This is a genomic window from Amycolatopsis speibonae (genome assembly GCF_042647925.1).
GTDB lineage: Bacteria > Actinomycetota > Actinomycetes > Mycobacteriales > Pseudonocardiaceae > Amycolatopsis > Amycolatopsis speibonae.
Genome location: NZ_JBHRWK010000014.1, coordinates 732,530 through 755,167 on the forward strand (window position 1 = coordinate 732,530; position 22,638 = coordinate 755,167).

19 protein-coding genes are annotated in these 22,638 nt (G+C 67.6%); 12 read left to right on the top strand and 7 right to left on the bottom strand.

Annotation, left to right across the window (positions count from 1 at the left end; translation table 11 throughout):
• Window positions 1-351 precede the first annotated feature (351 nt).
• Entirely contained in the window at window positions 352-681 is a 330-nt protein-coding gene (locus tag ACFOSH_RS11670) for a hypothetical protein (RefSeq protein ID WP_378238836.1), read from the top strand.
• Window positions 682-1,151: 470 nt separating this feature from the next.
• Here ACFOSH_RS11670 and ACFOSH_RS11675 read toward each other — a convergent pair whose 3' ends face one another.
• A complete protein-coding gene (locus ACFOSH_RS11675) occupies window positions 1,152-1,898 on the bottom strand; it encodes a S1 family peptidase (RefSeq protein WP_378238758.1) in 747 nt (248 codons plus the stop codon).
• 163 nt (window positions 1,899-2,061) lie between these two features.
• Between ACFOSH_RS11675 and trpS the strand changes: the two genes are divergently transcribed.
• Both trpS and ACFOSH_RS11685 read left to right on the top strand, forming a co-directional pair.
• Window positions 2,062-3,081 carry a tryptophan--tRNA ligase gene (gene trpS / locus ACFOSH_RS11680; RefSeq protein ID WP_378238759.1) on the top strand — a complete coding sequence of 340 codons (1,020 nt, stop codon included), beginning with the start codon at window positions 2,062-2,064 and terminating at the stop codon, window positions 3,079-3,081.
• Window positions 3,082-3,116: 35 nt separating this feature from the next.
• Window positions 3,117-4,145, top strand: a complete 1,029-nt coding sequence (locus ACFOSH_RS11685) for a YhjD/YihY/BrkB family envelope integrity protein (protein WP_378238760.1) — start codon at window positions 3,117-3,119, stop codon at window positions 4,143-4,145.
• A 4-nt stretch (window positions 4,146-4,149) separates the two neighbouring features.
• Here ACFOSH_RS11685 and ACFOSH_RS11690 read toward each other — a convergent pair whose 3' ends face one another.
• Entirely contained in the window at window positions 4,150-5,388 is a 1,239-nt protein-coding gene (locus tag ACFOSH_RS11690; RefSeq protein WP_378238761.1) for a D-alanyl-D-alanine carboxypeptidase family protein, read from the bottom strand.
• Window positions 5,389-5,431: 43 nt separating this feature from the next.
• On the opposite strand from ACFOSH_RS11690, the gene ACFOSH_RS11695 reads away from it, so the two are divergent.
• The 3 genes from ACFOSH_RS11695 to ACFOSH_RS11705 all read left to right on the top strand — a co-directional run bounded on the left by ACFOSH_RS11695 (window position 5,432) and on the right by ACFOSH_RS11705 (window position 8,527).
• Window positions 5,432-5,686 (top strand): SCO4848 family membrane protein, encoded by a 255-nt coding sequence (locus tag ACFOSH_RS11695; protein ID WP_276366612.1) that lies wholly within the window; start codon window positions 5,432-5,434, stop codon window positions 5,684-5,686.
• A gap of 78 nt (window positions 5,687-5,764) precedes the next feature.
• Complete coding sequence (locus tag ACFOSH_RS11700) at window positions 5,765-7,177, top strand: S8 family peptidase (RefSeq protein ID WP_378238762.1); 1,413 nt, start codon at window positions 5,765-5,767, stop codon at window positions 7,175-7,177.
• A gap of 132 nt (window positions 7,178-7,309) precedes the next feature.
• Window positions 7,310-8,527, top strand: a complete 1,218-nt coding sequence (locus ACFOSH_RS11705; protein WP_378238763.1) for a M14 family zinc carboxypeptidase — start codon at window positions 7,310-7,312, stop codon at window positions 8,525-8,527.
• Window positions 8,528-8,590: 63 nt separating this feature from the next.
• Here the strand turns inward: ACFOSH_RS11705 and ACFOSH_RS11710 are convergent, their stop codons facing one another.
• The 5 genes from ACFOSH_RS11710 to sdhC form a co-directional block, all read right to left on the bottom strand.
• The gene (locus ACFOSH_RS11710) at window positions 8,591-9,556 is read right to left on the bottom strand and encodes a hypothetical protein (protein ID WP_378238764.1); all 966 of its coding nucleotides are present in this window, start codon (window positions 9,554-9,556) and stop codon (window positions 8,591-8,593) included.
• Window positions 9,557-9,709: 153 nt separating this feature from the next.
• The gene (locus ACFOSH_RS11715; protein ID WP_005165560.1) at window positions 9,710-10,480 is read right to left on the bottom strand and encodes a succinate dehydrogenase iron-sulfur subunit; all 771 of its coding nucleotides are present in this window, start codon (window positions 10,478-10,480) and stop codon (window positions 9,710-9,712) included.
• Window positions 10,480-12,234, bottom strand: a complete 1,755-nt coding sequence (gene sdhA / locus ACFOSH_RS11720; protein WP_378238765.1) for a succinate dehydrogenase flavoprotein subunit — start codon at window positions 12,232-12,234, stop codon at window positions 10,480-10,482. The genes ACFOSH_RS11715 and sdhA overlap by 1 nt, the downstream gene beginning before the upstream one ends.
• A gap of 28 nt (window positions 12,235-12,262) precedes the next feature.
• Entirely contained in the window at window positions 12,263-12,676 is a 414-nt protein-coding gene (locus ACFOSH_RS11725; protein ID WP_005165555.1) for a succinate dehydrogenase hydrophobic membrane anchor subunit, read from the bottom strand.
• A 2-nt stretch (window positions 12,677-12,678) separates the two neighbouring features.
• Window positions 12,679-13,122, bottom strand: coding sequence for a succinate dehydrogenase, cytochrome b556 subunit (gene sdhC, locus ACFOSH_RS11730; protein WP_378238766.1), 444 nt, complete (start codon window positions 13,120-13,122; stop codon window positions 12,679-12,681).
• 420 nt (window positions 13,123-13,542) lie between these two features.
• On the opposite strand from sdhC, the gene ACFOSH_RS11735 reads away from it, so the two are divergent.
• The 6 genes from ACFOSH_RS11735 to ACFOSH_RS11760 all read left to right on the top strand — a co-directional run bounded on the left by ACFOSH_RS11735 (window position 13,543) and on the right by ACFOSH_RS11760 (window position 22,638).
• The gene (locus ACFOSH_RS11735; protein WP_378238767.1) at window positions 13,543-16,398 is read left to right on the top strand and encodes a glycosyl hydrolase family 95 catalytic domain-containing protein; all 2,856 of its coding nucleotides are present in this window, start codon (window positions 13,543-13,545) and stop codon (window positions 16,396-16,398) included.
• 2 nt (window positions 16,399-16,400) lie between these two features.
• Window positions 16,401-17,159 carry a Tat pathway signal sequence domain protein gene (locus ACFOSH_RS11740; protein ID WP_378238768.1) on the top strand — a complete coding sequence of 253 codons (759 nt, stop codon included), beginning with the start codon at window positions 16,401-16,403 and terminating at the stop codon, window positions 17,157-17,159.
• Between the two features lie 327 nt (window positions 17,160-17,486).
• Window positions 17,487-18,626 (top strand): BMP family lipoprotein, encoded by a 1,140-nt coding sequence (locus tag ACFOSH_RS11745; protein ID WP_378238769.1) that lies wholly within the window; start codon window positions 17,487-17,489, stop codon window positions 18,624-18,626.
• 78 nt (window positions 18,627-18,704) lie between these two features.
• On the top strand, window positions 18,705-20,285 hold the full coding sequence (locus ACFOSH_RS11750; RefSeq protein ID WP_378238770.1) for an ABC transporter ATP-binding protein: 1,581 nt from the start codon (window positions 18,705-18,707) through the stop codon (window positions 20,283-20,285).
• Window positions 20,282-21,370 (top strand): ABC transporter permease, encoded by a 1,089-nt coding sequence (locus ACFOSH_RS11755; RefSeq protein ID WP_378238771.1) that lies wholly within the window; start codon window positions 20,282-20,284, stop codon window positions 21,368-21,370. Before ACFOSH_RS11750 ends, ACFOSH_RS11755 begins: the two co-directional genes overlap by 4 nt.
• Before the next feature lie 38 nt (window positions 21,371-21,408).
• Window positions 21,409-22,638, top strand: a complete 1,230-nt coding sequence (locus ACFOSH_RS11760; protein WP_378238837.1) for an ABC transporter permease — start codon at window positions 21,409-21,411, stop codon at window positions 22,636-22,638.

The window sequence follows — 22,638 nt, forward strand, 5'->3', positions numbered from 1 at the left end:
CCTTTTAGGGGTATGGCCAACAGGTATAGACCATTGCGCACAAGAAACCAACCGGGGAAAGTCGGATCGTGCCTGTTCGGCCCTGTGGTGACATCCGAACGGCCTAACCCTGTCCGGTTTTGTCAGAAACCGTTTCCACGCACGACAACTCTGAGAAGAGGGGTGCTCGAAAGATCCCCCCTGTGAGGGGCTAGTGTCGTGCCCCGAGTTGATCAGAACCCACAGGTCTTGACACGCTCGGTAGTTTTTTGACCAGCAGCCTGGAAATGCTCACTCTTTCGGGTTAGCGTTCCGGTTCGGCAAAGTCACGTCACGGGAGGCACTCCGGTGCGGAACCCAGTTCATCTCCTGATGCGCTCGGCCCTGCCTGCGGCCAGGGCCACGGCGGTCATCGCGATCCCGGTCGCGCTGCTTGTCGCGGGCGCTGTCCCGGCGTCGGCCGCGGAGTCGACGTCGCGTTCGGAGATGGCGTTCGGTCTTCTGGGCCCGGTCGGCCTGATCGCCGTCGCGCTCGGCATCGTCGGCATGGCCTTCGGTGTGTTCCGTCAGCGTCGGAAGGCCCGCGCGGCCGCTGCCGCCCACGCTCCCGCCGCCCCGGTCCAGCCCGCCGCGCCGCACGTCGCCGCGATGGCCGAGGCAGTCCTCACCGACGAGGCCCTCGCCCGCCAGCGACGCCCCTGACCTGCTGATCTCCCGCCCCAGATCGCGATTAGCCCGCTAAACGCAGGTCGGCGGTAGGGCGGGGCGGGTCGCGATTAGCCCGCTAAAGGCGACGTGCCGGATTTCTTGGGTAGGGACACCTAGTCCGGCCCGGATTGTTTTGGGTAGCGGCGATCGCCACGCTCGGGTACATGACGGTGACGCGGCGTCGCAGCCAGCCCGGGGATCCCTTCCCCCGTGCCCTGGACCGTGCGATCGCGGACAGCGGCCTCGGACTCGACCGGATCCGGCACCGGCTCGCCCAGCAGGGCGTCCGGGTCAGCGTCGCGACCTTGAGCTACTGGCGGACCGGAAGAAGCCGCCCCGAGCGGTGCGACTCCCTGAAGGCGGTCGCGCTGCTGGAGCGGCTCTTCGAACTTCCGCACGGTTCCTTGCTGAACCGGCTGGGACCGCGTCGCCCCAGGGGGCGGTGGGGCGACGCGGGAACCGGATCAGACTCCGGAGTTGGTGCGGATCCAGCTGCGGAAGTAGGGGACGTCCACGTAGATCGACGGCCCGGTCGCGCAGGTGCTGCTGTTGTTCCCGGCGCGGCTGGTGGCGCCGACCAGCTGCCAGACACCGTTGACCTGCTTCACCTGCGGGCCGCCCGAGTCGCCGTAGCAGGCGCCCTTGTTCCCGCCGGGGTTGTTGGTGCAGATCTCGCTCGCGCCGCTGATCCCGAGGCACTTGTTGTCGGCGACGATCGAGGTGTCCAGCTGCTGCAGGGTGACCGGGGCACCGCAGCCGCCCTGCGGGGCGCAGGTCTGGCCCCAGCCGATGATCCGCGTCGCGGTGCCGACGGCCCCGGACGCGTCGGCGATCGTGACCGGCGCCTGCGAAACCGACGACGAGAGCCGCAGCAGCGCCAGGTCGGCGCTCGGGTGGGCGATCCGCTGGGCCACGCGGGCCACGGTGCCGCCGCTGGTGCGGTTCGTGGTGCCGACGCGCACCTGAGCCGGCGTGCCACAGTGCTTCGCGGTGACCACCCAGGTCGCGCTGATCAGTGAGCCACCACACTGGTGCCCACCGGAGCTCGACTGCTGGGACACCATGAACGAGTAGACCTGGGTCGCATTGCCGCCGCCGACGATGTTCGGCTGGACGCCGCCGGTGGGCTCGGCCGCCGTCGCGGCTCCGGGGAGCGTGAACACGGCCGCAGCCGCGATGGCCAAGCCCATCAGCAGGGATCGTGCCTTCATCTGGGTTCTCCTTCGGTGTGGCCGGAAGATCCGGTGCCATGAACGCTAGGAATCGGACACCGCGCCCAGAACCGTCGGAAGTATGTGGCGTTTAACCGTTTAGACCGTTCGGCGGGGGCGACCTCGGATGACCCGCCGCGGCGTGGCCTGACAGAATCCGGGCGTGTCCGACGAACTGAAGCGCCCGCGGGTGCTCTCCGGGATCCAGCCGACCGCCGACTCGTTCCACCTGGGCAACTACCTGGGTGCGCTGCGGCAATGGGTGCGGCTGCAGGACACCCACGAGACCTTCTACATGGTCGTCGACCTGCACGCGATCACCGTCGAGCAGGATCCGAAGGTGCTGCGCCACCGCACGCGCCGCTCGGCCGCGCAGTTGCTCGCCCTCGGCGTCGACCCGGCCCGAAGCGCGCTGTTCGTCCAGAGCCAGGTGCCCGAGCACGCCCAGCTGAGCTGGGTGCTGGAATGCCAGACCGGGTTCGGCGAGGCGAGCCGGATGACGCAGTTCAAGGACAAGGCCGCGAAGCAGGGCACGGATCGCGCCAGCGTCGGCCTGTTCACCTACCCGGTCCTGCAGGCCGCGGACATCCTGCTGTACCAGGCGAACGAGGTCCCCGTCGGCGAGGACCAGCGGCAGCACCTGGAGCTGACGCGCAACCTCGCGCAGCGGTTCAACAACCGCTACGGCAAGACGTTCACCGTGCCGGAGCCGCATATCGTCAAGGACACGGCGAAGATCTACGACCTGCAGGACCCGACCGCGAAGATGAGCAAGTCCTCGTCGACCGGCAACGGCCTCATCGAGTTGCTCGAAGACCCGAAGAAGTCGGCGAAGAAGGTCCGCTCGGCGGTCACCGACACCGGCCGCGAGATCGTCTTCGACACCGAGAACAAGCCGGGTGTCTCGAACCTGCTGACGATCCTCTCCGCGCTGACCGACCAGCCGGTCGCCGAACTCGTCACCGCCTACGAGGGCAAGGGCTACGGCGACCTGAAAAAGGGCGTCGCCGAGGCGTTCGTCGAGTGGGCCACGCCGGTGCAGGAGCGCGTCCAGTCCTACATGGACGACGTCGCCGAGCTCGACAAGGCGCTGGCCCTCGGTGCGCAACGGGCCCGCGAAGTCGCTTCGGTGACGTTGCGGAACGTCTACGAGAACATCGGGTTCCTTCCCCCGGCAGGCTGATTCGCGCTGCGATGTCGCCGACGTGTGGTTAGCGTTTGACGGTGGCGAAAGATGACGGCGCGAAGCCGGAAGAGGACAAGCTGTTACCGCGTTTGCGGCGGAAGTACGGCTGGCTCGATCACCTCATCCGGGCCAACGACGCCTTCACCGAGCGCTACGGCAACCACTACGCCGCCGCCATCACCTACTTCAGTGTGCTTTCGGTGATCCCGATCCTGATGGTCGCGTTCGCGGTCATCGGGATGGTGGTCGCCGGCGATCAGACGGTGCTCAACCAGATCACCGACGGCATCAACAAATCGGTGCCCGACGGCCTGCGCGACCTGGTCGGCGGCATCGTCGGCGCGGCACTGAAGTCCGGCGGCGGCATCGGGATCTTCGGCCTGGTGCTCGCGCTGTACTCCGGCATCGGCTGGATGACGAACCTGCGTGACGCGCTGACCGCCCAATGGGGTCAGGAAAAGCAGCAGCTGCCGCTGGTTTCGACGACGATCAAGGACTTGCTCTCCCTCGTCGGGCTCGGCGTCGCGCTGGCGGTCTCGTTCGGTCTCACCGCCGCGGGCAGCGGGATCGGGCGGTTCCTGCTCGAACTCGTCGGCTTGGAGAACCAGAGCTGGGCCGTGTTCCTGCTGAAGGTCGCGACGATCCTGCTCGGCCTGCTCGCGAACACCCTGGTGTTCCTCTGGGTCATCGCGAGGCTTCCTCGCGAGCACGTCGCGCTGCGCAGCGCGGTCAAGGGCGCGATCTTCGCCGCCGTCGGGTTCATCGTGCTCCAGCAGGGCGCGACCCTCTATCTGGGCAGTGTCACGAAATCACCGGCGTTCACGCTGTTCGGCCCGGTGATCGGCCTGCTCGTGTTCGCGAATCTCGTCTCGCGGTTCCTGCTGTTCGTCACCGCGTGGACGGCGACGGCGAAGGAGAACATGTCGACCGTCATCGAGCCGCCCGCCCCGGTGCTGATCCACCCGAGAGTGACCGTTCAGCAGGGGCCGGGGCTCGGTGCCGTCGGCGGGGCTTTCGCGACCGGAGCGCTTCTGGGCTGGTTCGGCCGCCGGAAGTCCTGATTCCCTACTCGCCCGCCATGGCCTTCTTGCGCTGGTGACCGACGACGAACGACGCCACGATGATCAGGAAGACGGCCAGCGTGATGATCCAGCCGGTCACCCCGAACGGGTCTTCGGCCGCGGCGGCGGCGCCGCTGTTCGACGTGCCGTCGGCGTTCGGCGCGGCCGCCGCCTGGCCCGCGTCCACGGCTTCCGTCGCCTTGTATTCGATGCGCCCGACCGATTCGGCCTTGGCCTCGCGCAGCGCGATGCCGTAATCGAGGAGCTTCGCGGCCTGTTCGGTGACGCGTGTCGGGCGCTGCTCGGCGCGGAGCATCACGACCGCGACCCGGTGGCCGTTCTGGAGCGCGCCGCCGACGTAGGTGTGCCGCGCGTCGTCGGTGAAGCCGGTCTTCCCGCCGATGAACCCGGGGTAGGACCCGAGGAGCTTGTTGTCGTTGTAGATCGTGATGACCGGCTTTCCCGCGATGGGCGGGATTTCGAAGCTCTTGGTCTTCACCACCTGCGCGAATTCCGGCTTCCTCATCGCGTAGTGGAAGATCAGGCTCATGTCGTAGGCCGAGGTCGACATGCCGGGGCCGTCGAGCCCGGACGGCGTCGCGGCCCGGGTGTCCGTGGCGCCGATGCGGGTGGCCAGCGCGTTCATCTTCGCGACGGTGGCGTCGACGCCGCCGAGCACGGTGGAGAGCGCGTGCGCCGCGTCGTTCCCGGAGTGCATCAGCAGTCCGTGCAGCAGCTGGTCCACTGTGTACTGACCGCCGGCCGCGATGCCGACGCAGGTGCACTCCTGCTCGGCGTCCTCCTTGGTCGGGATGATGACCTTCTCCGGCTTGAGCTCGGTGACCACCACCAGTCCGAGCAGGACCTTGATCAGCGACGCCGGCCGCTGACGGGCGTGCGGATCCTTCGCCGCGATGACGTCGCCGGTCTCCAGGTCCTGCAGCACCCAGGACGCGGCGGTGCTTCCTTCCGGCGGGTTCAGCGCGCGCTTCGGGAGCACGAGGCCGCATTCGGCCATCCGGTCGCCGCCCACCGGGACCGGCGGGACCGGCATCGGCTCCGGCACGGCCTCGCCGGGGCGCGGTTTCTCGGAGGTGTCGATCGGTGCGGGCGGTGTCGCCTTGTTCGCGCACGGCTGTGCCTGGACAGGTGGCTTCGGGGCGGCTGTGGCCACCGGCGTCACCGCGAGGGCGAGCACACCGGAAACGAGGACCATGAGCGACCGGGAGATAGCGCTGTGCACCCGAGCAATGTAGCGTCGCCGGGCTCGCTGCATACTCAGGGGCATGCGCATTTCGCGAGGTACTTCGATGTTCCTGCTGGGTTTCGGCGTGTGGTCGTGGATCATCTGGATCACGTTCGCCAAGAACCTCTGGGACAGCGACCGCGCCTGGGCCGCCGACGGGTCGCCCACCGCCTACTTCATCGTGCACGCCGTGCTGACGGTGGTCTCGTTCGTGCTCGGCACCGTCATCGGTCTCATCGGTCTGCGCACGCTTCGTGGCGCCAAGTCACGGGACGCGGAAAAGGCTGACGCCTGATCCGGTTTGTCGTCCTTTTGACGGTGGTGGGCGGGCTTCGGCTCGCTTACGTTCACTCCACCGAATCATGGAGGTGGAATGTCCCGGATCAGACGCCTGCTCGTCCCCGCGCTCGTCGCGGCGGCGGCGGGAAGTGTGTTCGCGGCCCCGTCGGCGAGTGCCGCGCCCGCACCGCAGTGCGACACCGCGAGCGCGCCGTTCAACTACGTTGTGCTCTACAACCCGCGTACCCCGGAGCGCAAGGTCGACACCGAGCTGCGCGCCAAGTGCGGCGAGAAGGTCGCGTACTACCCGGAGATCGGGGTCGCGGTGGCGACCTCGCGCAACGCCGACTTCCAGGCGAAGATCGGCGTCTTCCGCGCCTACTCGGGCGGCCGTGACGTGGCGTTCCCGCCCGCGGCCTCGAACCGTTCGACCCGCTCCGCCGTGGTCGACACCAAGGAAAGCGAAGAGACCACCAGCGTCGCGGCCGAAGAGGACTTGTCGGCCCAGCAGTGGGACATGCGGGCGATCCAGGCTCCCGAGGCGAACAAGGTCTCCGGTGGCAGCCGCTCGGTGACCGTCGGCGTGCTGGATTCGGGCATCGAGCCCACCCACCCCGCGCTGAAGAACGCCCTGGACCCGAAGACGTCGGCCGGATGCAACACCGGCGCGCCGGACACCACGCCCGCCGCCTGGGCGCCGACGAACTCCGACCACGGCACGCACGTCGCCGGCACCATCGCCGGCAAGGACACCGAGCGCGGCTTCACGGGCATCGCGCCCGGCGTCAAGCTGGCCTCGGTGAAGGTCGTGAACGACGACGGCCTGATCCTCCCCGAAGCCGCCGTCTGCGGGTTCATGTGGGCGGCGAAGCACCGCTTCCCGGTCACGAACAACAGCTACTACATCGACCCGGGCATGTTCTACTGCACGAAGGAGCCGGGCGACGCGGCCGCGTTCGAGGCCGTCCGCCGCGCGGTGACCTACTCGACCGGCCGTGGCGTGCTGAACGTCGCCGCCGCCGGCAACAGCGGCTTCGACCCGGACGAGCAGACCACCGACCCGAACCGGCCGCACCCGGTCGACAAGAGCTGCGGCATCCTGCCCAAGGCCATCGACGGCGTCGTCAACGTCTCGGCCATCGGCTACGCGGGCTCGAAGTCGTCGTACAGCAACTACGGTGACGACGTTTCGGTCACCGCTCCCGGTGGCGACCGTGCCCAGCTGCCGCCCACCGGCCAAGGTGCGGGCTGCCCGCTGTCGACCATCTTCAACGGCGCGTACGGCACCAAGTGCGGCACCTCGATGGCGTCCCCGCACGCCGCCGGTGTCGCCGCGCTGCTCGCGTCGCGTTTCCGCGGCGCTCCGCCCGTGGCGCTGAGGTGGCTGCTGGAGCACCAGGCCGACACCGTCCCGTGCGGCACCGCCGCGCCGGTCTGTGAAGGCCCGGCGAAGGACAACTCGTACTACGGCCACGGCCGCGTCAACGCTCTGGACGCGGTGAAGTAGCTCTTTTCGACTACCGGGGCCGGTCCACTTCCGTGGGCCGGCCCCGGTTTCGTTTTCGGGCACTTTCGCCGGATTCGCGACCGGTGCCGGACTCGCTACGTTGTGAACACCTTCGACAGTGGGGAGTTCACGATGTCGGTGTTCGGTCGGTTGGTTCCCGTGCTGGTGGGGTTGGCGGTGCTTCCGCTGGTCAGCGCACCCGCGGCGGTGGCGGCGCCGGTCCAGGCCTGCAGTGAGGAGCCGCGGGAGCTGCCCATCAACGAGTTCACCGACTACCGGGAGATGGTGCGCGAGCTCGGCAGGCTCGAACGGGTGAGCAAAGGCCGGGTGGCGGTCAAGGAGGTCGGGCGGTCGAATCGCGGCCGGGTGATCCATCAGGCGAGTGTCGGGACGGGGCCGAAGGTCTTCGTGGTCTCCAGCGAGATCCACGGGAACGAGAAGACCGGCACCGACGCGCTTCTGCGCATCCTCGACTACCTCGGCACGTCGGAGTCGCGGGACGCCGAGCGGCTGCGAAAGACCATCACGTTCGTCGCGGTGCCGAAACTGAACCCGGACGGCGCCGAACTCGACCGGCGCGGCAACGACCTGTCGTGGGCCGAAGTCCAGCGGAGGCTCCCGCAACTCAAGGAGCGGCCGCCCGCCTGGAACTACCTCAGCGACGTCATCCAGGGCGACGACTACCGGAAGCGTCCCGGTTTCGACGTCAACCGCGATTTCAATCCCGAGCTGAACTACCTCCCGCGCGCGGAGGACTTCCCCGGTGCGCCGGATCAACCGGGCTGGTTCATCACGCCCGAGGCGCGGGCTCTGCGTTCGGTGTACGTCTCGCTGACCGCACAGCGCGGGAAGGTGCCTGACGTGTACGTCGATCTGCACCATCAAGGTGCGTGCGTCCGGCAGGAAGGCAGCGACCGGCTCCTCGACGTCGGCATCGACTATCCGCCGCTGCCCGACAAGTTCTTCGAACCCGGCCGGAAATATGCGAAGTACCGCGATGTGTACACAAAGGACGAATCGCGGCAGCTGGCGATCAGCGGGTTCAACGGGATGACGTCGCGCGGGTTCGTCGGGGCGCGCTATCCGCATGCCCCGGATCGCGATCTGCCGGGGCAGGCGCGGTGTTCGTTCGCGCTGAACGGGACGGGGACGGTGCTGTTCGAGGTGCGCGGGCAGACGCAGACGCTCGGGCAACAGCACCGGGAGCACTTCACGCGCGCGGTGATGGCGGGGCTGTACAACATGCTGCGGGACGTGAGTACGGGTGCTGTGGAGGACATCGACCCGGAGGGTTTCGACCTGCTGCCCGGTACCGCCGATGCTTCCGCGTTGGCGCGGGTGCTGGAGTAGCCGTTGGGTCGTGAAGGCCTCCTTCCCTACCTTCAGAGTAGGGAAGGAGGCCTTCACGGAACCTCAGGCGGCGGTGGAGAGACGAACCTGTGGGCGTGGACGAGAAGCCGCGATCTGCCAGGCGGTTGTCAGGTCCGCGACCACGGCGGCCGGATCATCCAACAGTTGCGAAGGCAGCGTCTGGACGACGACGATCCCGGACGTCGCGTACCGGGTGTTCCTGTCCACGGTCCGCTGATATCCGGCTCGGCGGAAATGGAAGTCGAACGAATCGATTTCCCACACCATGCCGACGTCGTCCCACCACGCGTCCGGCCGCCCCAGATATCTGCCGGAAGTGTCGAAGAGTTCGGCATTCCAATGGCTGGGCGGCGTCTTCAGCCGCTGGCTGAGCACCTTTGCCCGAGACTCGGCCATCGAGCGGATGTCTACCCAGCCCGTCAAGAGACGTCTCGGCACCGCGGTTCCTCGCTGGGTGCCGTGATCGAGTTCCCACAGCAAAGCCTTGGGATGGCATCTACCTTGCTGGACAGCCTCGATAAGCAGCTCTTCCGACTCCAGCGGATCGGTGAGCCGCCGAACAGCGTCGGTAGTCGCGCGGATCAGCGGAGCGAGAGGAACTCCGTTCCGGTTTGCCGGCGAAGGTAGCCGTACCGTTCGTTCGGTGGTGACGAAGCCGACGCTTCGTACCTTCCGCCCGTGCGGTATCAGCAAATGCAGTCCCGAGTCGTCCGGCAGTGCGGACGGTCGGAGTCCGTGTAGCCGACAGGCTTCGATGCCGGTGAGTAGCGTCTTCGCGCCCGCGTACAGGAGCGCCGCTGTCACCAGTTCCGACGAGGTCGGCTTTTGATCGTGCAGCAGGACGATTCCGGGTAGGAGTCGCTGCCATGGACCACCTGGGAGGCATCGGCTGTAGATCGTCTTGCTGGGCATCTCCAGTGATTCCAGGTCGGCGACCCGGACGACGCCCTTATGGCTTCGCGCTAGCAGCAGTTCGGGATGCTGTGCCCATCTTCCCCTCTTGACCACGTGATCCAGGCTGTCCTGGATGGACCCATCCGCGGCAGCCCCACTTTGCGAACCTGTGGATAACTGGGGTGTTGTGGATAACTCCGGGAATGCCGTGAAGGCCTCCTTCCCTACCTTGAGAGTAGGGAAGGAGGCCTTCACGGACCGCTGAACCTAGACGCGCTTGAAGAGGAGGGCGCGTTTGACCTCTTGGATCGCTTTGGTGACCTGGATGCCGCGAGGGCAAGCGTCGGTGCAGTTGAACGTCGTACGGCACCGCCAGACACCCTCGGAGTCGTTCAGGATGTCGAGACGCTCTTCGGCGCCTTCGTCACGCGAGTCGAAGATGAACCGGTGCGCGTTGACGATCGCCGCCGGGCCGAAGTACGAGCCGTCGTTCCAGTACACCGGGCACGAGGACGTGCAGCAGGCGCACAGGATGCACTTGGTCGTGTCGTCGAACCGGTCGCGGTCGGCCTGCGACTGGATCCGCTCGCGCGTGGGCTCGTTCCCGTAGGCGATCAGGTACGGCTTCACCGCACGGTACGCCTCGAAGAACGGGTCCATGTCGACGTAAAGGTCCTTGAGCGTCGTCAGACCCTTGATCGGCGCGATCGTGATGGTCGTCTTCTTGCCGTCCTGCGACAGCAGGTCCTTCATCAGGACCTTGCACGCCAGCCGGTTGATGCCGTTGATCTGCATCGCGTCGGAACCACAGACGCCGTGCGCGCACGAGCGGCGGAACGAGAACGTCCCGTCGATGTAGTCCTTCACGTAGAAGAGCAGGTTCAGCAGCCGGTCGGTGCGCTGCGCCGGGACGTCGTAAGACTCCCAGTGCGGCTCGGTGTCGACCTCGGGGTTGAACCGCAGGATCTTCAGCGTGACGGTGATCGGCGTGTGGTCGGAGGACACGGCCTCCGACTTCTCGGGGGTGGCCGTGGTCATCAGTACTTCCGCTCCATCGGTTCGTAGCGGGTGAAGGTCACCGGCTTGTAGTCCAGTCGGATATCGGAGGCCAGCTCGGAACCCTGCTTGTAGGCCATGGTGTGCCGCATGAAGTTCGTGTCGTCGCGGTTCGGGTAGTCCTCGCGCGCGTGTCCGCCGCGGGATTCCTTGCGCGCCAGGGCGCCGACGACGAGGACCTCGGCGAGTTCGAGCAGGAAGCCCAGCTCGATGGCTTCGAGGACGTCGGTGTTGTACCGCTTCCCCTTGTCCGACACGGTGATCCGCTCGTACCGGTCCTTCAGCGACTGCACGTCGGTCAGCGCCTGCTTCAGCGTGTCCTCGGTGCGGTACACCGAAGCGTGCGAGTCCATCGTCTTCTGCAGTTCGGTGCGGATGTCGGCGACGCGCTCGTCGCCGTGCTCCGACAGCAGACCCGAGAGCTGGTCTTCGACGATGGTGGTCGGGTTCTCCGGCAGCTCGACGAAGTCGTGCGCCAGCGCGTACTCGGCGGCGGCGATGCCGGCGCGACGGCCGAAGACGTTGATGTCCAGCAGCGAGTTGGTGCCGAGCCGGTTCGAGCCGTGCACGGACACGCACGCCACCTCACCCGCGGCGTACAGGCCGGGGATGACGTTCTCGTTGTCCCGCAACGCTTCGCCGTGGATGTTCGTCGGGATTCCGCCCATCACGTAGTGGCAGGTCGGGAACACCGGCACCGGCTCGGTGACCGGGTCGACGCCCAGGTACGTCCGGGAGAACTCCATGATGTCCGGGAGTTTCGCGTTCAGTGTCTCTTCCGGGATGTGCGTGACGTCGAGGACGACGTAGTCCTTGTTCGGCCCGCAACCGCGGCCCTGCAGCACTTCCTGCACCATCGACCGGGCGACGATGTCGCGCGGCGCGAGGTCCTTGATGGTGGGGGCGTAGCGCTCCATGAACCGCTCGCCGTCGGCGTTGCGGAGGATGCCGCCCTCACCGCGCACGGCCTCGGAGATGAGGATGCCGAGCCCGGCCAGACCTGTCGGGTGGAACTGGAAGAACTCCATGTCCTCCAGCGGCAGGCCCTTGCGGAAGATGATGCCGAGCCCGTCACCGGTGAGGGTGTGCGCGTTCGACGTCGTCTTGAAGATCTTGCCCGCGCCGCCGGTGGCGAACACGATCGACTTCGCCTGGAAGACGTGCAGCTCGCCGGTGGCCAGCTCGTAGGCGACGACGCCGGAGGCGACCGGGTTGCCGTTCTCGTCCGGGGTGAGCACCAGGTCGAGCACGTAGAACTCGTTGTAGAACTCGGTGCCGTGCTTGACGCAGTTCTGGTACAGCGTCTGCAGGATCATGTGCCCGGTGCGGTCCGCGGCGTAGCAGGCGCGGCGCACCGCGGCCTTGCCGTGGTCACGGGTGTGCCCGCCGAAGCGTCGCTGGTCGATCTTGCCTTCGGGCGTCCGGTTGAACGGCAGGCCCATTTTCTCGAGGTCGAGGACCGCGTCGATGGCTTCCTTCGCCATGATCTCGGCGGCGTCCTGGTCGACCAGGTAGTCGCCGCCCTTGATCGTGTCGAAGGTGTGCCACTCCCAGTTGTCCTCTTCGACGTTCGCGAGCGCGGCGCACATGCCGCCCTGGGCGGCACCGGTGTGCGAACGTGTCGGGTAGAGCTTGGTGAGGACCGCGGTGCGCGTGCGCTGGCCGGATTCGATGGCCGCGCGCATGCCGGCGCCACCGGCGCCGACGATCACCACGTCGTACTTGTGGAACTGCATGAGGACTCCGCTTAACGTGTGGTGGGCGTCAGTTGGCCGAGATACCGGGATCGAAGGTGAAGATCACCATCGTGCCGACGGCGAGGATGAGCACCATCGAGACGTAGAGCACGATCTTCAGCCAGAACCTGGTGCTGTCCTTGCGGGCGTAGTCGTCGATGATCGTGCGCAGCCCGTTGCCACCGTGGATCTCGGCGAGCCACAGCATCGACAGGTCCCAGAACTGCCAGAACGGCGAAGCCCAGCGGCCGGCGACGAAGCCCCAGTTGATGCGGTGCACGCCGCCGTCGAGGATGTTCATGATGAACAGGTGGCCGAGCACCAGCACGATCAGGGCGAGGCCCGAGATGCGCATGAACAGCCAGCTGTAGAGCTCGAAGTTGCTGCGGCGGGCGGCGGCGCGCTTCGGGGCGCGCGGGCGCTCGAGAGCGAGTTCAGCCATGGTCAGTTACCCCCGAACATAACCTCGACGGTGCGCTTCATCATGAAGAAGGCACCGGGAATCATCACCACGACCCAGATGGCCAGGATGGTCCAGAGCATCGGCTTCTGGAACTTCGGTCCCTTCTCCCAGAAGTCGACCAGCATGACCCGGATGCCGTTGAGCGCGTGGAACAGCACCGCGCCGACGAGGCCGACCTCGAGGAGGTTGACCAGCGGGGTCTTGTAGGTCTCGATGACCTCGTTGTACGTGTCGGGCGACACGCGCACGAGCGCGGTGTCGAGCACGTGCACGAAGAGGAAGAAGAATGTCAGCACGCCGGTGATGCGGTGCAGCACCCAGGACCACATGCCGGGGTCGCCCCGGTAGAAGGTCCCTTGCCGGCGTGAGGCACCCGCCCGATCGCTCGCGGCCGCCTCAGAGGCGGTGCTAGCCGTGGTGGACATCGGTGAACGGCCTCCAACGTCATGGCTTGGGCCCGCTGACCGCTGGTTTCCGCGCCTGCGCCGGGTCGCCCACCTGGGGACGGCTCCGGCGACGGTGCCGAGATCATGGTCATCGAGCGTGGATGAAAAGGATGCTAGACCCGCTCCTCACGGTGGGCTCACTTCCGGGTTCGTCTGTGTGATGGACCAGACATCACGCCCTGTCGCGGGTGATACCGGCGAATCCGCCCCGGCTCCTCGTCGCCGCCCTGGCCACCGGTGCTCCGGACGCCGAACATCTGATCTCTCTCAGCGGTACATCCGGAAAGATTCGGCCAAAGGAGTTGTCGATACAGTGACTTGTTGACGAGTGATATGTCATATCTTACGTTCATCCGGTCAGACATCCGATGAATCGGCCGAGTTCACGATGGGGTGACCATGGGCCAGTCCGCTGGGTTCCCACGACGCGACCTGCTGGGTGGTACCGCCGCCGGGCTCCTCCTCGGGGCACTCCCCGTGACAGCGGCGGAAGCCGCTGAGACCTCTGTGGACACCGGCGATACGACGGCCGGATGCCACGGGATGAGCACGGACGCGGACTGGTCGCGGTTCCTCGCCGGACAGGATCCACGCTGGGAACGGTTGCCGCGCACCTGGTACGAGGGGCCGTTCTTGGGCAACGGTTTCGTCGGCGTGCAGGTCTACCGCGACCAGGACGCGCTGAAGTTCACCGTCGACCACAGCGAATCCCAGGACCACCGGCCTGCCTTCGGTAACGAATGGGGTGTCGCGCGGCTCCCGATCGGGAAGGTGCTGCTCACACCAGTGGGTGAACTCACCGGCGCCCGGCGGCGACTCGACCTCTGGAACGCCGAGCTCACCGGGACCGTGACCACCGACAAGGGCACCCTGGAGATCCGCGCGTTCGTGCACGCTTCACGTGATCTGATGGTGGTGGACGTCGCACCGAGCGCGGGCGAACGAGGGTTCGGTCTCACTTTCGCGCCGGTGCCCGCGGTGAGCCCGCGCATCGTCCGCGAGCAGCCACCGAAGGGTTTCGAGCCCAACCCGCCGCCGGTGACCCGTGTCGAGGGCGACACCACCGTGGTCGTCCAGCCGCTCGTGGCGGGCGGGCGGAACGCGACGGCGTACCGGACGCGCCCGGCGAGCCGCGGCGGCAAGACGCTCTTCCTGTCGACGGCGCACAGCCATCCGGGGCCGGAAGCCGAGGCACGGGTGCGATCCGCCGTCGCGGGAGTGTCTGGAGTGTCCACGGTGGACGCGCTGGCCGTGCTCCACCGGCGCTGGTGGCACGCGTTCCATCGCCGGAGCTTCCTGTCCATTCCGGACGCGAGGCTGCAGAGCTTCTACTGGATCCAGCTGTACAAACTGGCGTCCGCCGCCCGCGCCGAAGCGCCGATCATGGCGACGACCGGTCCTTGGCTGGAGCCGACGCCGTGGCCGTCGGTCTGGTACAACCTCAACGCCCAGCTCGAATACTGGCCGGTGCACGGGGCCAACCACCTCGAACTCGACCCGATCCCGCGCACGATCGCCGAGAACGGCCAGATGCTGATCGACGGTCTGCGGCCCGAGTACCGCGCGGATTCGATGGGACTGCGGCGCAGCGCCGACGCGCGGTTCGCGGACGCCGGGTTCGTCGGCGTGCCGGGGCCGGACGCGGACGCCGAGATCGGCGACCTGCCGTGGCTGCTGCACAACGTCTGGCTGAGCTACCGCCACACGATGGACGCTCCGATCCTGCGCGACGTCCTGTTTCCGGTGCTGCGCAAGGCGATGAACTACTACCTCCACTTCCTGAAGCCCGGCGCCGACGGCCGCCTGCACCTGCCGCCGACGTTCTCACCGGAGTACGGCCGCGCGCCCGACTGCCACTACGACCTCGCGCTGATCCGGTGGAGCTGCCAAACCCTGCTCGACGCCGCGAAGACCTTGCGGATCGACGACCCGCTGGCGCCGAAGTGGCGCGAGGTGCTCGACAAGCTCGTCGCCTTCCCTGTCGACGGAAACGGCCTGATGGTCGGCACCGGCGTCCCGTTCGCCAAGTCTCATCGCCACTACTCACACCTGCTCGCGGCGTACCCGCTGTACTTGCTGAACGTGGACGACCCGGCGCAGGCGGAGCTGATCTCGAAGTCGCTGGCGCACTGGATCAGCTTCGAAGGCGCCCTGCGCGGGTTCAGCTTCACAGGCGCCGCTTCGCTTTCGGCGGCGCTGGGACGCGGGGACGACGCGCTGGACCACCTGCGCGAGTTCGTCACGCGGTTCGTGCAGCCCAACACCATGTACTACGAAGCGGGCCCGGTCATCGAAACGCCGTTGTCCGCGGCGCAGTCGATCCACGACATCCTCTGCCAGAGCTGGGGCGACACGATCCGGATCTTCCCCGCGGTGCCCGCCACCTGGCGCGACGTCACCTTGCACGACTTCCGCACGCAGGGCGCGTTCCTGGTCAGCGCGGTGCGCAAGGCCGGGGTCACGAAGTTCGTCCGCGTCCGGAGCCTGGCGGGCGAGCCGCTGAAGCTCAGGCCGTCCATCCCCGGACGGCTCGAGGTCGAAGGCGCCCGGTCCTGGCGGCAGCGTCCCGACGGCACGGTGACCATCGACCTCGCGCGAGGTCGCGAAGTGCTGGTCTACGCGAGGGGAAGGCGTCCGGACACGACGATCGCGCCGGTGCCGGTCGGCGAACCCTCGACCGCGTGGGGGCTGCCCGCGCTGCCGCCCGCCGGGGACCTCGTCCCGGTGGATCTGGCCGCCGTGCTGAACTCCGACGGCGCGACCAGCGAGTTCTACCTCGGCGACGGCGATTTCGACGGTTCGGGCAACACCTATCCGGCCGCCCAGCTGCCGCAGACCGGGCAGACCGCCGACGACGGTGTCCCGTTCCTGTTCGTCAACGGCAGCGAGGGCACGCCGAACAACGTCGTCGGCGCGACGATCCCGTTGCCCGCCGGGAGGTACGCCACCCTGCACCTGCTCGGCGCCGCCGACACCGGCAACGCCGTGACCACGCTGAAGGTGTCCTATGTGGATGGATCGGTCGACCTCCCCCTCCGGCTCACCGGATGGCGTGCGGCGGCGGCGTTCGGCGAGAGCGAGGCCGTCACCACGAACCAGCTGCACTCGCGGGCCGGGATCCAGTCCGTGAAGCTCGCGATCTTCCACCAGCGGATCCCGCTCGACCCGGCGCGTGAGGTCGTGTCGGTCACGCTCCCCTCCGCCGCCACCCCGAGGCCGCACGTGTTCGCGGTCACCCTGGAGAAGGGAAAGTAGCCATGGAGAACTTCGACCGCCGGAAGGCGCTCATCCTGGGGGCGGGCGTGCTCGGCGCGGCCGCGCTCGGCACCGGGACCGCGCACGCGGCCACCTGGACACCGCGGTGGAGCCCGGACCCGGCGAAGGACGGCCTGCGCGCGTTCGAAGGCCTGGAGGACGACCGCGCCGGATCGCATCCCGGCGTGAAACACATCTACCCCGAAGGCGACCACTGGCGCTTCGACATGCACACGCGAGATGTCGACACGTCGACCGACCGGCAGCGCAACGAGTCGAAGGGGATGCGTGACGGCGACAAGACGTACAAGATCCTGAAGGACGAGACCTGGCGGATCTCGTACCAGGCCTTTTGGCCCACCGAACTGACCGCGACGACGGCGTTCACCCACCTGTTCCAGATGAAGGTGCCCGACGTCGGTGCTCCGCAGTGGACCCTCACGCCGCGCCAAAAGGGCGGCGAAGGGGTGCTGACCATCAGCGGTGACTCGGGCGCGGAAGCCGACCTCGCCGACTACGCGCCGCTGCAGAACAAGTGGATCGACGTGTCCTGGGAGTTCAAGGCTTCGCACAGCGGCTATCTGCGCTGCGTGCTCAAGGACGGTTCCCGGACCGTCGCCGACGTCCGGAAGGCCGCGGATCTGTGGCGCGACGTGAACTATCTGCGGCCGAAATGGGGCGTCTACCGCAGCCTGAACTCCGCCGGCCTGAAGAACTGCCACCAGAACATCCGCGGCCTGAAGTCTTCCCAGCTCGTCTGAGGTCACCGACGGTGGCGACGGCGTCCCCGCGACAGGGCTGTCAGCCGTCGCCTCGGCGCACCCTCGCAGGGCCCTGAACAGCGCGTGAACGCCCTCGTCGCCCGCCTCGAACGGGGTCCCGCGACTACTCCATTGTGATCACCGTAAGTACTCCCTTCGTCGCGCTTACGACTCATGAGTAAACGTTTGTGTTACGTAGCGTGCCTTTCCTATGGCAGCAAAGCGGCCGTTAGGTACCGTCTCTCGGTCGAACCCGGCAGCGTTGCCGGGTCGCTTTCTTCGGACCATCCGCTGGATCAGCGGGGAGGGAGACACACGTTGCGTCGCATGCGTGGAACCGCGCTGGCCGCCGCCGCCATGGCCGGTGCTTTGGTACTGACCGGGTGCGCGAAGGATTCGGGTGCGGGGAACAACAACAACGCGAGCACGGGGGACCAGTCCGCCAGCTGCGTGACGGCGCCGAAGCCGCCCGCCGCGGCGGCCGCGTCGACAAGCTCCGCGCAGGCGGGTGAGAAGGTCGACGGCAGCAAGCTCAAGGTCGCGCTGGCCTTCGACGTCGGCGGCCGTGGCGACGCGTCGTTCAACGACTCCGCCGCCGCCGGTACCGACAAGGCCAAGAGCGACCTCGGCGTCACCGCGGTCACCGAAAGCACCGCCGCGGCGACCGAGGACGAGGCCGCCAAGTCGCAGCGTCTCGACCAGCTCGCGTCGCAGGGCTTCAGCCCGGTCATCGCGGTCGGCTTCGCCTACGCCAAGGCCGTCGGCGCCATCGCGCCGAAGTACCCGAACACCCAGTTCGCGATCGTCGACGACGACTCCGTCAAGGCGCCGAACGTCACCCCGCTGGTCTTCGCCGAGGAGCAGGGCTCGTTCCTGGCCGGTGTCGCCGCCGCGTACAAGTCGAAGAAGTGCCACGTGGGCTTCGTCGGTGGCGTGAACACGCCGCTGATCCAGAAGTTCGAGGCCGGCTTCCTCCAGGGTGTGAAGGCCGCTTCGACCAAGGCCGTCATCGAGGACGAGTACCTCACCCCGGCCGGTGACTTCTCCGGGTTCCAGGACCCGGCGAAGGGCAACGTGAAGGCCGCCGCGCAGATCGCCAAGGGCGCGGACGTCGTCTACCACGCCGCCGGCGCCTCCGGTAAGGGCGTTTTCGAGGCCGCGAAGTCGAACAACGCGCTCGCCATCGGCGTCGACTCCGACCAGTACAACCAGAAGACGGTCGAGGCGTCGAAGGACGTCATCATCACCTCGATGCTCAAGCGCGTCGACGTGGCGGTGTTCGACTACCTCCGCGCGCTCGCGAAGGGCGACCTGACGTCGCTGCCGAAGCGCTTCGACCTCAAGGTCGACGGCGTCGGCTACGCCACCTCCGGTGGCAAGATCGACGACATCAAGGACGTCCTCGACGGCTACAAGGCGCAGATCGTCTCCGGGGCGATCACCGTCTCGGACAAGCCGCAGAAGTAAGCTCCACCAGGTAGCAGGGCTCGGAAGGACGACCCTTCCGAGCCCTCACCTGTTTACCCAGAACTGGATGGCTTTTTGATGAGCGCTCCCCAGGCCGAGGTCACCGACGCCCCCGACCGGGGTGAACCGGCCGTGCAGCTGACCGGGATCACGAAGCGATTCCCCGGTGTCGTGGCCAACTCCGACGTCAACCTCACCGTCACCAAGGGCGAGGTGCACGCCGTCTGCGGCGAGAACGGCGCGGGCAAATCGACCCTGATGAAAATCCTCTACGGCATGCAACAGCCGGACGAGGGCGACATCGCGATCAACGGCGAACCGGTGAAACTGCGCAACCCGCAGGACGCCATCAAGACCGGGATCGGGATGGTCCACCAGCACTTCATGCTGGCCGACAACCTGACCGTCGGGGAGAACGTCTTCCTCGGCGCGGAGAACCTGCACGGCATCGGCCGCGCGGCGAGGGCCAAGCTGGCGGAACTCGCCGGACGCGTCGGCCTGCACGCCCGCCCGGACGCGCTGCTGGAAGAGCTCGGCGTCGCCGACCGCCAGCGCGTGGAGATCGTCAAGGTGCTCTACCGCGGCGCGCGGATCATCATCCTCGACGAGCCCACCGCGGTGCTCGTGCCGCAGGAGGTCGACGCGCTGTTCGAGACCGTCCGTGCCATGCAGAAGGACGGCTTCACCTTCATCTTCATCTCGCACAAACTCGACGAGGTGCGCGCGATCGCCGACACGGTCACCGTGATCCGCCGCGGCACCACCGTCGGCACGGCCGATCCGAAGGCGATCACCTCGCGCCAGCTGGCCGAGATGATGGTCGGCTCGGAGCTGCCCAGCCCCGAGACCCGCGAGTCCACCGTGACCGATCGGGACGTCCTGCGCCTGGACGACGTCTGCCTGAAGGTCGAAGGTTCCGAGCGGAACGTGCTCGACCACATCTCCTTCACCGTGCACGCGGGTGAGGTGCTCGGCATCGCCGGCGTCGAGGGCAACGGCCAGACCGAGCTCGTCGAGACGATCATGGGCATGCGCAAGGGCGGCGGCCGCATCGAGCTGACCGAAGCCGATGGCGAGGTCGTCGAACTGCACAAACTGGGGACGCTCGCCCGCCGCGAGGCCGGGATCGGCTACATCGCCGAAGACCGCACGCGGCACAGCCTCCTGCTCACGCAACCCTTGTGGGTCAACCGGATCCTCGGTTACCAGACGCGCGAGCCGGTCGCCAAGGGCCAGCTGCTCGACATCGCCGGCGCGCGTGAGGACACCCGCCGCATCGTCGAGCAGTACGACGTCCGCACGCCGGGCATCGACGTCCCGGCCGCCGCGCTTTCCGGTGGCAACCAGCAGAAGCTGATCGTCGGACGCGAGCTTTCCGGCAACCCGGTCCTGCTGATCGCCTCACATCCGACGCGTGGTGTCGACGTCGGCGCGCAGGCGCTGATCTGGGAGCAGATCCGCCAGGCCCGCGCGGCCGGGCTGGCCGTCCTGCTGGTTTCGGCCGACCTCGACGAGCTGATCGGGCTGTCGGACACCATCCAGGTCATGCTCCGCGGCCGTCTGGTCGGCGAGGCCGACCCCGCGACCGTGACCCCGCAGCAACTGGGCTCCGCGATGACGGGTGCTTCCGAAGACTCCGAAGAAGAAGGTGCATCGTGAGTTCCTGGCGTACGAGGCTGCTGCCGCCTCTGCTCGCGATCGTTTTCGCGGTCATCCTGACCGCCATCGCGCTGATCATCTCGGGCGCGGACCCGCTCCAGGCCTACGGCACGATGGTCGGGCAGCTCTTCAAGGGTTCGACAGCCGTCGACACGGTGAACCTCGCGACGATCTACTACCTGTCCGGGCTCGCGGTGGCCATCGGCTTCCAGATGAACCTCTTCAACATCGGTGTCGAGGGCCAGTACCGGTTCGCCGCCATCGTCACCGCCATCATCGGCGGGGCGCTGCGGCTGCCGCCGGTGATCCATGTGCTCGCGATCTTGGTCGTCGCGGTCGCCAGCGGCATGCTCTACGCGGCGATCCCCGCGGTGCTGAAGGTGACCCGAGGCGTTTCCGAGGTCATCTCGACGATCATGCTCAACGCGATCGTCGGCGGCATCGTGGCGTTCCTGGTCAACGCCGACCAGTTCGGCGTGCAGACCGGCAACAACATCGCCACCCGCGAGATCGCCGAAACCGGCCGCATTCCCGGGATCCCGATCGGATCGGGCGAGCTGTTCGGCTTCGTGATCATCGCGGCGCTGATCGGCGCGGCCTACTGGTTCATGCTCAACCGGACCAGGTTCGGGTTCGAGCTGAAGGCCTCCGGCGAATCGACGACGGCCGCGGCGGCGGGTGGCGTCAACGCCAAGAAGATGACGCTGATCGCGATGCTGCTTTCCGGCGGTGTCGCCGGTCTGATCGCGATGCCGGAACTGCTCGGCCGCGACTTCACCTACGGCATCACCTCGACCCAGATGTACGGCTTCACCGGCATCGCGGTCGCGCTGCTCGGCCGGAACCACCCGGCGGGGATCGCGCTGGGCGCCCTGCTGTGGGCGTTCCTCGACCGGTCCGCGGTGTCGCTGGAGCAGATCAACGTGTCCAAAGAGATCGCCACGATCATGCAGGGCGTGATCGTGCTGTCGGTCGTCATCGCGTACGAGATCGTGCGCCGCGCGGACCTGGCCGCCGAACAGCGTCGCGTGGGTCGCGCGCTGGCGGGTAAGGGTTCCAGCGTTTCCGAGGGAGGTGCGGTGTGAGCACGGATGTTCTTTCGTCCAACACGGGCGGGACCACCATGCCGGTGAAGCCGCCGAAGCGGCGTATCCCGGGCTGGCTCAAGGGCGCCATCTGGGGTCTGCTGGCTGTCGGGGTGCTCGCGATCGCGTCGTACGCCACCGGCGTCAACACGCTGACCTCGACCAACACCGCGCACACCGCGCTGCGGCTGGCGCTGCCGATCCTGCTGTGCGCGCTCGGCGGGCTCTGGGCCGAACGCGCGGGCGTGATCAACATCGGCCTCGAAGGCATGATGATCCTCGGCACCTGGGGTGCCGCGTGGGGCGCGTACCACGGCGGGGTCTGGGCCGGGCTGATCTCGGCGATCGTGTTCGGCGCGCTCGGCGGTCTGCTGCACGCCGTCGCGACGGTGACCTTCAACGTCAACCACATCGTCTCCGGTGTGGCGATCAACCTGCTCGGTCTCGGGGTCGCGAAGTACCTGGCGAACCTGATCTTCACCCCGCTTTCGGGGAACCCGCGCCAGTCGCCGCCGGTGCCGAAGTTCGACACCTATTCGGCGACGTTCCTTTCGGACTGGCTCGCGGATCTGGAGAAGATGCAGCGGGTCTTCATCTCCGACCTCGCCGGGATCCTCAACGGCCTGGTGACCGAGGTCGCGCCGCTGACGATGATCGCGATCGCGCTGGTCCCGATCAGCTACCTCGTGCTGTGGCGCACGCGGTTCGGCCTGCGGTTGCGGTCCTGCGGTGAGAACCCGGTCGCGGCCGAGTCCCTCGGCGTCAACGTCTACCTGCACAAGTACGTCGCCATGATCATCTCCGGCGGGCTCGCCGGGATGGGTGGCGCGTCGCTCGTGCTGCTCGCCGGCGGCGCGGACTACCTGGAGAACCAGACCAACAACCGCGGGTACATCGGTCTCGCGGCGATGATCTTCGGCAACTGGCGGCCGGGTGGCCTGCTCGGTGGCGCCGCGCTGTTCGGGTACGCCGACGGTCTCCAGCTCGCCGGCGGCGGCACCGCGGTGCTCGCGCTGCTGTACGGCGCGGTGATCCTGCTGGCCGTGATCGTGGCCGTGCAGCTGTTCCGCCGTCAGTGGATCGCCGCCGCGCTCGGTGTCTTCGGCGCGGCTCTGCTGTACGCGATCTACTGGACGAACGACGATCTGCCCAGCGACCTCATCCCGTACACGGCGCACTTCGTGACGCTGATCGTGCTGGCGGTGGCTTCGCAGCGGCTGCGGCCGCCCAAGGCGGACGGCGCGCTGTACCGACGAGGTGAGGACTGA